Here is a 12,362-nt window from a genome sequence, read left to right on the forward strand (position 1 = left end):
AACCATAACAGGCCGTCTGACAAGATAAGTCTATTTCCTACGGCGTTGGAAACCGGGCAGTTGCCAATGGAAACGGTATGCAGTCAAGCGAAACAACAATCCGCCGGCAAAGAGCAGGTTTAACGTAAAAATATTAATCCAGCCCAAATGCCCGAACAGATAAATCAGCCCGCCAATCAAAATGGCTACGCTGCCGTAAAGGTCGGTACGCAAAATCATCGGCACGTCATTGACCAAAATATCGCGCGCAATACCGCCGCCAACGGCTGTCACAAAAGCCAAAGAAATAACGCCGAACAAATTAAGTTGCAAAGCCATACCGATTTGTGCGCCGGTAATGCTGAACGCTGCCAAACCGATAGCATCGGCAATAATAAAAGCAGCAGCCAAATAGGTGCTGCGATAACGTTGCACCCTTATCAACCATGCAATGGCAAGCGTGGCAAACACGACTATCAGCGCATCGGTTTGCAAAAACACCTGCGGAATTCGGCCAATCAAGCCGTCGCGTATCATGCCGCCACCGACAGCCGTCAGTAACGCGGTAATGACGACACCGAGTACATCCAACCGCTTGTTGTAGCCGACCAAATAGCCAGAAATGGCAAACGCGGCTGTCCCAATGATTTGAATGAAGTCGGTGGCAGTCATGATTTTTAAATATCTACAATATGCAGCACCTCAATACATTCAGGCACTTTTATATGGTTTATTTTCAGACGGCCTTGAATCATCAAGGCCCTAAAAACATTATTCCGGCGCTTTAGTGTGCCAATCGCTGTTCAGTTGAACCTGATGTGCGGCACCCAAAATTTTGGCTTCGGAGAAATAATTACCGATAAATTGCACACCAATCGGCAGACCGTTTGTGCTGAAACCGGCAGGCAGGGTCAGTGCAGGCAAACCGGCAAGGTTCACGGCGATAGTGTAAATATCGGACAAGTACATTTGTACAGGGTCGTGGATGTCGCTGCCAAGTTTCGGTGCGGCAGTCGGTGCAGTCGGCGCCAAAATGAAATCACATTGACCAAAGGCCGTCTGAAAATCATTGGCAACCAGACGGCGCAATTTTTGCGCTTTCAGGTAGTACGCATCGTAGTAACCATGGCTCAATACATAAGTACCGATCATGATACGGCGTTTGACCTCGCTGCCGAAACCTTCGGCACGGGTGTTGCTGTACATTTCTTCCAAATCGCCAAATTGCGCCGCACGATGACCATAACGTACGCCGTCGAAACGGGATAAGTTGGTACTTGCTTCAGCAGAGGCGAGAACGTAATAAGCGGGAATCGACAATGATGTTTGCGGCAGGGAAACTTCAACAGTCTCCGCGCCTTGAGCTTTGAGCAAATCGATAACGCTTTGCAAGGCCGTCTGAACATCGGCATCCGCGCCTTCGCCGAAATATTCTTTAGGCAACCCGATTTTCAAACCTTTAAGCGGCTTGTCCAAATCACGGGTGTAGTCTTCTTTGTCGCGTTCCAAGCTGGTGGAATCGCGCTCGTCAAAGCTGGCCATAGCGTTCAACAAAATCGCACAGTCTTCGGCCGTTTGCGCCATAGGACCGGCTTGGTCAAAGCTGGAAGCATAAGCAACCATACCGAAGCGTGAAACCGTACCGTAAGTCGGCTTGATGCCGGTAATACCGCAATGCGATGCAGGCTGACGGATAGAACCGCCGGTATCCGAACCCAGCGCAGCTGGTGCCAAACGCGCCGCGATTACAGCTGCCGACCCGCCTGACGAACCGCCAGGAACATGTTCAAGATTCCATGGGTTTTTGGTTGCGCCGTAGAATGAAGTCTCATTGGTCGAACCCATGGCAAATTCGTCCATATTGGTACGGCCGAGAGTCACCATGCCGGCATCCAACAGGTTTTGCACCACAGTGGCAGTATAAGGAGAAACAAAGTTATCCAACATTTTGGAGCTGCATGCACTGCGCCAACCTGTTTGGCAGAAAATATCTTTATAAGCAACCGGCACACCGGTCAAAGCCGTTGCATTGCCGGCTGCGATACGCGCATCGGCTGCTTTGGCCTCAGCAAGGGTCTTATCTTGATCGATGGTCACATAGCCGTTGATGGCAGGGTTTTTCGCAGCAATAGCGGCCAAATATTCGGTCGCCAATTCGACTGCGGAAATTTGTTTGGATTGCAGCAGGCTGCTGGCTTGTTTGAGCGTGTAAGCGGTCATTGTGCCGTACTTTCTATAAAACAGTTTTTGCTTTCAAAACAGATATTGAAAACATCCGTTTAAATCAATAAATCGGGCCGTCTGAACAAAGTATCCTTTCAGACGGCCTTGCAATAGGGGCTTGCCGATAAGCAAAGGCCATCTGAAACCTTATTCTTCAATCACTTGAGGAACGATATACAGTCGGTTGCGCACTTCGGGGGCAACAGCCTGATATTCTGCGGCATGATCGGTTTCAGTCACTTTATCTTCGCGCAGGCGCAAAGCGGCTTCGTGCGGATGCGCCATGGGTTCAATGCCGTCGGTATTGACGCTTTGCATGTTTTCAACCATGGCGAAAATGTCGTTCAACTCGGCAAGCGTTTTGTTTTTTTCTTCGTCCGTTAAAGTGAGGCGCGAGAGTTTTGCGATTTTTTCCACATCATTTAAGCTTAAAGCCATAAAAAATCCTTGTCTGATAGCAATGCCTCTTAGGTTTGGGGTATCATTGCATTTCGTCTTCTATGAAGCGAAGAATTATAACCGAAAACCAAACAGGTTGGCATGGTGTTTTAATTCAGACGGCCTTTTAAGGGGGCATTTATCCGTCTTAAACCGTGTACCTGTTTTTCTTATTTTAAATAATGCTAAACACATCCGGGCTGGGCCGGAATTTCAGGAATCCTATGTTTCGTCTTTTATCTCGTTTCCTCTCCAATGATATTGCCATCGACTTGGGCACGGCCAACACGCTGATTTTTGTACGCGGCAAAGGGATTGTTTTGGATGAACCGTCTATGGTTGCGATTCAATCCGGCGCAGGCAATAAAAGTAAAATTATGGCTGTGGGCACGGAAGCCAAAAAAATGCAGGGCCGTGCGCCGCGCAATATTGAAATCGTCCGCCCGATGAGGGATGGCGTGATTGCTGATTTTGTGATTACCGAGCGTATGCTGGGTATGTTGATTAAAAAAGCCACCGAAGGACGGTCTTTGGTTCCGCCTCGTGTGGTTATCTGTGTTCCGGGCGGCTCTACCCAAGTGGAACGTAAAGCGATTTTGGATTCAGCGTTTGCCGCCGGCGCGGCAAGCGTACATTTGATTGAAGAACCGATGGCTGCCGCTTTAGGCGCAGGCTTGCCGATTGAAGATGCGGCAGGTTCGATGATTGTCGATATTGGCGGCGGTACGACTGAAATCGGTATTCTTTCACTGGGCGGCATGGCCTATTCTGCTTCTGTCCGCGCAGCCGGCGATGAATTCGATAAAAGCATCATCCATTACCTGCGCCGTCATCGCGGTGTCTTGATTGGTGAAGCTACGGCAGAAGAATTGAAGAAACAAATCGGCTCTGCATCGGGCTTTGAAACCGAAACAGCCATGCGCATTAAAGGCCGTGATCTGGCTGAAGGCACGCCTAAATCCTTGGCGGTTACATCAAATGAAATCCGTGAAGCATTGAGTGAAACGGTAAATCAAATCATCCGTGCCGTCCGTCTGGCTTTGGAACAGGCTCCACCCGAACTGGCCGGCGACATTGCCGACCGAGGCATTATGCTGACCGGCGGCGGCGCGCTTCTGCACGGTATTGATACCGTCTTAGCCGATGCAACCGGCCTGCCCGTCGGTATTGCCGACCAGCCTCTGAACTGCGTTGCCTATGGCGCCGGTAAGGCTTTGGACTATATCGGCAAATGGGATACCGTATTCACGGAAAACCCATAAGGTAGATGGTTATGGAACGCTCTTCTTTGCGCTTTGACGAGGCAAAAGGCCCTAAGCTGTTGCCTCGTTTTGTCGTTTATATCACGCTGGCTGCCGGCCTGATGGTGGCCGATTACCGCTTTTCATTGATGCAGCCTGTACGTGCGGCAGTAATGCCCATGCTCTATCCTGTTCAATGGCTGGCGAATCAACCTGTTCAACTTTATCAATATTTTGCCGACCTCTCCCAGTCCAAATCCGAGCTCTTGGAACAAAACCGCCAGCTAATGGAAGAAAATGGCCGTCTGAAAATCGATTTGCAGCGAGATAAAGTCAATACCGATGAATTGCGTGAATTAAAAAAACTGTACGGTTTGCAACAAAAAGGCATTCACAACGTTATCGGTGCGGAAGTCATTTCCAATGGCAAAGATCCGCTTTCCGAAAGACTGATTATCGGCAAAGGCAGTCAAGACGGCTTGAAAGTTGGCGATGCGGTCATCGATCAAAACGGTTTGATCGGCCTGTTGACACAAGTTCACACACAAAGTGCGGAAATTGAACTGATCTCAAGCGGACAAAGCATTGTCCCCGTAGCCGTCAGCCGCACCGGCGAACGCAATTTGGCATACGGCAATGGCAACGGTTTGGATTTGCGCTATTTCCCAACCGGTTCAGACTTGAAACCCGGTGATATTCTGCTGACTTCCGGCCTGGATGGTACTTATCCGGCAGGGATTCCCGTTGCAACCGTCAGCAAGGTTGTCCGCGCATCGGGAACACCTTATTACGATACGCAACTGACGCCTTTGGCCGCTTTACGCAGCAGCCGTTTTGTCTTGGTACTTTCTTCCGCCCCTTCTTCCCCACGCTGATTTCATGAACGATTTTGACGATTCTTACCGTGCAGTACCGCTGCACATCATGGCGGGCAGTCTCATTGTGATGATGATACTGGACTTTATGCCGTTTTCCTTTGATGGATTCTTCTGGCTGCCTGAAATGACGGCACTGATGTTGCTGTATTGGACATTGCACCAACCGCAACGCGCAGGCATGGGACTGGCTTTTGCCATCGGTCTGATTGTCGATGCAGCAACCGCCGCGACTTTGGGATTACATGCCCTGTCTTACGTCGTGATGACTTATTTCATTTTAAACCGCCGCCGCCAAATCATGCTTTACGGCCACATTATGCAATTGGCTGCTGTCTTGGCTGCGCTGCTTCTCAATCAGGCCGTCTTAACTGTTGCCCGTTTGTTCCTTAATCATCAGGTCATCACTTTGCAAGGCTTTGTTGCCCCATTTGTCGGCGCACTGCTTTGGCCGATACTCAGCCAGCTGATGCTGGTCGTGACCCGTATTTACCGCGCGCACTGAAAAGATGAAACCGATTCTTCCACGCCGTCTTTCCGGTGGTCAACATACTAAAAAACCTTCCGCTCAGGCAGCGCAAACCGATGCTTTGTTGCGCCTGCTCGTTGCCTTTATCCTGATTGTCATCTTCTTTTCCATCTTGCTGGCGCGGTTCTTCTACCTACAAGTGACTCAACACAACGAGTTTTCCGGTCAGGCATCGAGCAACCGCATTACCCTGATTCCAACGCCACCAGTACGTGGCGAAATCGTCGATATCAACGGCGTTCCTTTGGCCAAAAACTATCCTGTCTTTTCGCTCGAAGTTATTCCCAGCCGCATCGAAGACAAGATGGAAGATGTCATTGAAGCATTGAAAAAATACGTCGATATCACGCCGACAGATTTAAAACGCTTCAAAAAATACCGCGAAAGCTATCGAAAATTTGAAAATATCCCTCTCAAGCTTAGGCTGACCGATGAAGAGGTCGCCCGTTTGTCCGTGCATCTGCGCGAATTCAAAGGTGTAGAGGTCAACTCACGCACATTCCGCGAATATCCTTACGGCAAACTGACTTCCCATTTCTTAGGCTATATCGGCCGTATTAGCGACAAAGACAAAGAAATGCTGGAAGAAGAAGGCCTGACCGCTCTCTACCGCGGCAGTACTCATATCGGCAAATCCGGCTTGGAAAAATATTACGAACACCAGCTTCATGGTGTTCCAGGCTATCAAGAAGTCGAAAAAGACGCTTACGGCAATATCGTCCGCGTATTGAAAAATGTCCCGTCCAAAATGGGGCAAACCTTGCGCCTAGGTATGGATATCCGTATGCAGCAGGAAGCCGACCGCATTTTAGGCGACCGCCGTGGCGCATTGGTGGCCATCAATCCACAAGACGGTACAGTTTTGGCTTTTGTTTCCAAGCCTTCTTTCGATCCCAACCTCTTTATTGACGGCATCGACAGCGACACTTGGAAAATGCTGAATGACGATTGGAAAAAGCCTTTGATCAACCGCGTTACCCAAGGCCTTTATCCGCCGGGTTCTACATTCAAACCCTTTATGGGCATGGCTTTGTTGGAAAGCGGCAAAATCACTCAAAACACCATCGTCTCCGCTCCCGGCGCATGGAGCATACCTGGCAGCCGCCATATTTTCCGCGACTCTGTCCGCAGCGGCCACGGCTCGGCCAACTTGAGCAAAGCCATTCAAGTATCCTCAGATACTTTCTTCTACCGCTTGGGTTACGAAATGGGTATCGACAAAGCCTCTCCATATCTGGCGCAATTCGGTTTCGGCCAGAAAACCGGCATTGACCTGCCCAGCGAATACACAGGCGTTTTGCCCAGCCGCGAATGGAAAGCCAAACGCTTTGCCAAATCTTCCGACCCGACTGCCAAAGAATGGCGCGCCGGCGAGATGGTTTCCGTCAGTATCGGCCAAGGCTACAATGCCTACACGCCTTTGCAAATGGCACATGCGACAGCATCTCTGGCCAACAACGGTGTTGTCCATCAGCCGCATTTGGTCAAAGAAATATTGGATTTCGGCGCGCGCAAAATTACCCGTATCAACCCCAATCCTGAGCGTCAAATTCCGTTCAAAGCCGACAACTTCGAATACGTCAAACGCGCAATGGAAAAGGTATTGAAACCGGGTGGTACGGCACACCGTATCGGTGGCGGACTCTCCTATACGATGGGCGGTAAAACCGGTACGGCCCAAGTCGTACAAATTAAACAAGGCGGCCGCTATAACGCCGCAGCCCTGCGCGAACAACACCGCGACCACGCATGGTTTATCTCGTTTGCGCCATTGGAAAAACCTGAAATCGCCATTGCCGTTATTTTGGAAAACGGCGGCTGGGGTGCGTATGCCGCGCCATTGGCCCGTGAAATGACTGATTTTTATATGCTTCACGTCAAGCCGCAACAGTTTTCAGACAGCCTTGAAACAGATTTGACCCAAACTAAAAAAACTGATAAACATCAGCCTATTACCAGTATTTTCCAATCCGCCTACGGACTGACGCCGACAAGCCCTGCCTCACAGCCGGAGGTTCATCATGAATAACACATCAGCGTGGAAAAATTTAAAATCCACCATTGCAGCCCCAATTGACCCTTGGCTGTTTTTTGCCATGCTCGCCATCTACATCATGAGCCTGTTCCTGCTCTATTCTGCGGACGGGCAAGAGTTCGGCCAATTGGAAAACAAAACCATCCATACCGTTTTGGGCTTTGCCCTGTTATGGATTATCGCCGTATTCAAGCCGCACACGGCTGCCAAAGTTGCCTTGCCTGTTTACATTGTCGGCGTATTACTGTTGATTGGCGTCGAAGTCGCCGGCGTTACCGTCAACGGCTCGACCCGTTGGCTGAGCCTCGGCTTTACCCGTATCCAACCTTCCGAAATCATGAAAATCGGTATTCCCATGACTGTCGCGTGGTATTTCCAACGCTATGAAGGCCGTCTGAAATGGATACATTATATTGTCGCACTCGTTCTGATTCTTGTTCCTGTCGCCCTGATTTTGAAGCAGCCAGATCTGGGGACGGCCGCGCTGATTATGGCTTCAGGTATTTTTGTCATCTTCTTTGCCGGACTGCCTTGGAAAGCCATTTTTTCCGCTATTATTGCCTTTGTAGCCGCCTTGCCGCTCTTGTGGAATTACGGCATGCACGACTACCAGAAAACCCGCGTCCTCACCCTGCTCGATCCAACCAAAGACCCGTTAGGTGCAGGCTACCACATCATCCAATCCATGATTGCCATCGGCTCGGGCGGTGTATGGGGCAAAGGCTGGCTCAACGGTACGCAAACCCATTTGGACTATATTCCCGAATCAACGACTGACTTTATTTTCGCAGTATTCGGCGAAGAATTCGGCCTGATTGGTAATATCCTTTTACTGCTGGTTTACCTTATCATTCTGGCACGCGGATTGTGGATTGCCGCGCAAGCTCAATCCCTTTACAGCCGTACTCTGGCAGGCGCGTTGACCATGACCTTTTTCTGCTATGCCTTTGTAAACATGGGCATGGTCAGCGGTATTTTGCCCGTTGTCGGCGTCCCCCTTCCCCTGGTCAGCTACGGCGGTACAGCTACACTTTCCATCATGGTGGTACTCGCCCTGTTGATGGGTATTGCCAATGAACACAAAAACCTCCGCCGTCGTAATATAGACAACGACGACCTAACTGCAAGCAAGGAATAATATGGAATTAGGTGTAGAAATCGGCAAACTTCTCGTTGCACTTCTTGTACTGATCAACCCCTTCAGCGCGCTCTCAATTTATCTTGACCTGACACAAAACCACAGCACCAAAGAAAAGCGCAGAATCGCGCGTACTGCCGCATTGGCTGTTTTCATCGTGATTGTCGTCTTTGCACTGGGCGGCGGTATCTTGTTGAAAGTACTCGGCATCAGCGTCGGCTCCTTCCAAGTCGGCGGCGGTATTCTGGTTTTGCTGATTGCCATCTCCTTAATGAACGGCAACGATAATCCTGCCAAACCCAAAATTGATTCCCATTCAGAAGAACATCAAAGTGCGCAACAAGTCCGCCGCAATGAAAAAGCCATTGCCGTCGTACCCATTGCCATTCCGATTACCATCGGCCCCGGCGGTATCTCTACCGTCATTATTTACTCCTCTGCCGCCAAAAATTACAGCGATATTGCCCTAATTATCATCTCCGGCTTTCTGGTCAGCCTGATTTGCTATCTCATCCTGATCGTTGCCGGACGCATCAGTAAACGCTTGGGCACGACCGGCCTGACCATCCTCAACCGTATCATGGGCATGATGCTTGCTGCCATTTCCGTAGAGATTATTGTTGCCGGCTTAAAATCTATTTTTCCCCAACTGGTCGCTTGAAGTACAATTATCACAATAAAAGGCCGTCTGAAACATTTTCAGACGGCCTCATAAAAACATAAAAACAAAGGAGCCAACCATGTTTCACAGCACCCATGTCTTTACCGGTGAAACCATTTGCCGCCGACCGGCACAAAACTACACTGAATTTACCGACGAATTAAACCGCCTCCAAACCCTTCAGCAAACCTTCGCTCAATCAAGCATTACCGAGCGCACCGCCCTCTTACAGCAATTTGCCGACAGCCTTACCCAAAACCAAGAACGCCTTGCTGAAATGGTTTGCGAAGAAGTCGGACGCTGCCTGCACGAATGCCGTGCCGAAATCAATAAATCCATCGAGCTTATCCGCTACTACGTCCGTCTTGCCCCCGAACTGCTTGCCCATAAAACCATCGCCACCCAAGCCAGCCTCAGCCAAGTCCGTTTCGAGCCTTTGGGCGTTGTTTTGGCAGTCATGCCGTGGAACTATCCTGTTTGGCAGATTTTACGATTTGCCATCCCTGCCCTGTGCGCCGGCAATGCCTGCGCGGTCAAACCTGCGCCCAGTGTCGCCCGCGTCAGCGAAACCCTCTTCAGCCTCATCCCCAAAGGTTTGCCGCTTATCGGCGCATGGTTAAACCATGAAGACACGCTTAAAGCCATTAAAGATACCGATGCCATGGCATTTACCGGTTCGACCCATACCGGCCGCTTGCTGGCCGCACATGCAGGCAGACATCTGAAAAAAAACGTCCTTGAATTGGGCGGCAGCAATCCGTTTATCATCCTACCCGACGCCGATCTGCAACGCGCAGCCATCGATGCCTGCTATTCGCGCTTTCGCGATGCCGGACAATCCTGCAATGCCGCTAAACGCATCGTTGTTACCCAAGATATTGCCGAACAATTTATCCCACTCTTCCTTGCCGAGTGCGCCAAACTGCAAACCGGCAATCCCAAAGATCCGAACACCACCCTTGCCCCACTTCACCGCCAAGACCTGCGTCAAACCGTACACGAGCAGGTTGAAGATGCGGTTACACACGGTGCGCAATGCTTAAGCGGCGGCTATATCCCTGAGGGAGAAAGCTGGTTTTACCCTGCCACGGTATTGGATCAAGTCAATCCAAACTGCCGCGTTTGGCACGAAGAAGTCTTCGGCCCGGTTGCCATGATCTTACGCGCCGACAATCCGGATCATGCCGTCGCACTTGCCAATGACACACCTTTCGGCCTCGGCGCCTGTATCTACACAGCAGACACAGCAAACGCATGGCAATACGCCGAAAAAATCCAAGCAGGCTCTGTCTTTATCAACCGTCACACCAGCAGCGACCTGCGCCTCCCCTTTGGCGGCGTCAAAGCTTCAGGCTATGGACGCGAGCTATCAGAATTCGGGCTGTACGAGTTCGTCAACGTCAAAACCTATTGGCAAAAATAAACCGTTTCATTAACTCAGGCCGTCTGAAAAACCCGATTTCAGACGGCCTGATGTTGTTTAAAAAGCTGGCAAAAATATTGTATTTAATCCCATACAAATTCTGCAAAATCAAAGCGGCTCAAAAATAAGAAACCTATTTTAGAAAGCAATTCATATTTCCACGCCTATTTTGAATCGGCAGCTTACCATGTTCATCATTCCAACCGTTTCATTAAACCCTCTATAAAATACCCAATAAACAAAAATACCGTCTGAAATACAACTTTCAGACAGCATTTTCAATCAAATACTACTTACCGGATTACAATTTCAAACCGGCCAGTTTAGCAGCATACGCATCCAAATCAGCGATTGGACGGGTAGCCACGCCGCTTTCCATTGCTGCTTTAGCAGTAGCTGTAGCAACGCGAGGCAACAGGCGGGAATCGAATGGGGTAGGAATCAGGTATTCCGCACCGAATTCAAATTTCTTACCGTAAGCAGCAACCACTTCTTCAGTTACCTCTTCCATTGCCAAGTCAGCCAGTGCATACACGCAGGCGCGTTTCATTTCTTCGTTGATGGTGGTCGCGCCGACATCCAATGCGCCACGGAAGATGAATGGGAAGCACAATACGTTGTTCACTTGGTTCGGGAAGTCTGAACGGCCGGTACCGATGACCACATCCGGACGGGTTTCTTTTGCCAATGGAGGCAGGATTTCCGGATTCGGGTTTGCCATGGCGAACACGATTGGTTTTTCGTTCATGGTGTTCAGCATTTCAGGCGTCAGCAGGTTTGCGCCGGACAGACCCAAGAAGATGTCTTTACCTTTAACGGCATCAGCCAATACGCGTTGACCGTTGTCTTCGATGGCGTAGAACTGTTTGGACTCGTCCATACGGTCTTTGTCTTCGCGGGTTTTGTAAATCACGCCTTTGGAGTCGCAAACGGTCACGTTTTCGCGTTTCAAACCCAAATCCAGCAATTGGTTCAAGCAGGCAATCGCGGCCGCACCTGCGCCGGAGCACACCAAAGTCGCTTCTTCAATTTTGCGGCCGGTATAACGCAAAGCGTTCAGTACAGCGGCAGCGGTAATGATGGCAGTACCGTGTTGGTCGTCGTGGAATACGGGGATTTTGCAACGTTTGCGCAATTCGCGTTCGATGTAGAAGCACTCAGGCGCTTTGATGTCTTCGAGGTTGATACCGCCGAAAGTCGGTTCCAAAGAAGCGATGATGTCTACCAATTTTTGAGGGTCTTTTTCATCGATTTCGATGTCGAATACATCAACACCGGCGAATTTTTTGAACAATACGCCTTTGCCTTCCATTACAGGTTTACCGGCCAATGCGCCGATGTTGCCCAAACCCAACACTGCTGTACCGTTGGAAATCACGGCAACCAAATTGCCTTTGGCAGTGTATTTGTAGGCAGTTTGCGGATCGGCATGGATTTCCATACAAGGAGCGGCTACGCCCGGAGAGTACGCCAACGCCAAATCTTTAGACGTGGCCAGAGATTTGGTTGGGGTAACGGAGATTTTGCCCGGCACGGGGAATTCGTGGAACTGCAGGGCGGCTTCTTTTAATGAATTTTCCATTTATCGATCCTGTTTGCGAGAGAGATTTTACAGCGAATAAGTCTGAAACAGGCTGCTTCAGACGTTTAAATTTTCTAAAGTCGGGTTGTTAACAGTCCGGCTTTGTAAGGGACCGTAATTTTATCATGTTCTTTTGGTGGCGCATACCGATATTTATTACATTTGTTTTGATATTTCGTTTTATTTGGTTTTATGTCTAAAAACTTCTGTAATAATATTTCTTCGCCACACTACCCTT

Annotated in this window: 11 protein-coding genes; 7 read left to right on the forward strand and 4 right to left on the reverse strand. The window is 49.7% G+C overall.

Annotation, left to right across the window (positions count from 1 at the left end; genetic code table 11):
• Positions 1-30: 30 nt before the first annotated feature.
• The 3 genes from ACTHTG_RS01790 to gatC form a co-directional block, all read right to left on the reverse strand.
• Positions 31-651 carry a trimeric intracellular cation channel family protein gene (locus ACTHTG_RS01790; RefSeq protein WP_070588268.1) on the reverse strand — a complete coding sequence of 207 codons (621 nt, stop codon included), beginning with the start codon at positions 649-651 and terminating at the stop codon, positions 31-33.
• Positions 652-750: 99 nt separating this feature from the next.
• Positions 751-2,199: an Asp-tRNA(Asn)/Glu-tRNA(Gln) amidotransferase subunit GatA gene (gene gatA / locus ACTHTG_RS01795; RefSeq protein WP_070588267.1), complete on the reverse strand. Its 1,449-nt coding sequence runs from the start codon at positions 2,197-2,199 to the stop codon at positions 751-753.
• A gap of 150 nt (positions 2,200-2,349) precedes the next feature.
• Positions 2,350-2,640, reverse strand: coding sequence for an Asp-tRNA(Asn)/Glu-tRNA(Gln) amidotransferase subunit GatC (gene gatC / locus ACTHTG_RS01800; protein WP_003685110.1), 291 nt, complete (start codon positions 2,638-2,640; stop codon positions 2,350-2,352).
• Positions 2,641-2,864: 224 nt separating this feature from the next.
• On the opposite strand from gatC, the gene ACTHTG_RS01805 reads away from it, so the two are divergent.
• The 7 genes from ACTHTG_RS01805 to ACTHTG_RS01835 all read left to right on the forward strand — a co-directional run bounded on the left by ACTHTG_RS01805 (position 2,865) and on the right by ACTHTG_RS01835 (position 10,542).
• Positions 2,865-3,902, forward strand: coding sequence for a rod shape-determining protein (locus ACTHTG_RS01805; RefSeq protein WP_039862245.1), 1,038 nt, complete (start codon positions 2,865-2,867; stop codon positions 3,900-3,902).
• 11 nt (positions 3,903-3,913) lie between these two features.
• Positions 3,914-4,756, forward strand: a complete 843-nt coding sequence (mreC, locus tag ACTHTG_RS01810; RefSeq protein ID WP_039862243.1) for a rod shape-determining protein MreC — start codon at positions 3,914-3,916, stop codon at positions 4,754-4,756.
• Positions 4,757-4,760: 4 nt separating this feature from the next.
• The gene (gene mreD, locus ACTHTG_RS01815; RefSeq protein ID WP_004520125.1) at positions 4,761-5,261 is read left to right on the forward strand and encodes a rod shape-determining protein MreD; all 501 of its coding nucleotides are present in this window, start codon (positions 4,761-4,763) and stop codon (positions 5,259-5,261) included.
• Positions 5,262-5,265: 4 nt separating this feature from the next.
• Positions 5,266-7,314, forward strand: a complete 2,049-nt coding sequence (mrdA, locus tag ACTHTG_RS01820; RefSeq protein ID WP_107848711.1) for a penicillin-binding protein 2 — start codon at positions 5,266-5,268, stop codon at positions 7,312-7,314.
• A complete protein-coding gene (gene rodA / locus ACTHTG_RS01825; RefSeq protein WP_004520123.1) occupies positions 7,307-8,458 on the forward strand; it encodes a rod shape-determining protein RodA in 1,152 nt (383 codons plus the stop codon). The genes mrdA and rodA overlap by 8 nt, the downstream gene beginning before the upstream one ends.
• Before the next feature lies 1 nt (position 8,459).
• Positions 8,460-9,119, forward strand: a complete 660-nt coding sequence (locus ACTHTG_RS01830; RefSeq protein ID WP_004520122.1) for a MarC family protein — start codon at positions 8,460-8,462, stop codon at positions 9,117-9,119.
• 79 nt (positions 9,120-9,198) lie between these two features.
• A complete protein-coding gene (locus ACTHTG_RS01835) occupies positions 9,199-10,542 on the forward strand; it encodes an aldehyde dehydrogenase family protein (RefSeq protein WP_004520121.1) in 1,344 nt (447 codons plus the stop codon).
• Between the two features lie 301 nt (positions 10,543-10,843).
• Here ACTHTG_RS01835 and ACTHTG_RS01840 read toward each other — a convergent pair whose 3' ends face one another.
• Complete coding sequence (locus ACTHTG_RS01840) at positions 10,844-12,124, reverse strand: malic enzyme-like NAD(P)-binding protein (protein ID WP_004520118.1); 1,281 nt, start codon at positions 12,122-12,124, stop codon at positions 10,844-10,846.
• Positions 12,125-12,362 lie beyond the last annotated feature (238 nt).

It is taken from the genome of Neisseria sp. P0017.S009 (assembly GCF_051957375.1).
Taxonomy (GTDB): domain Bacteria; phylum Pseudomonadota; class Gammaproteobacteria; order Burkholderiales; family Neisseriaceae; genus Neisseria; species Neisseria perflava.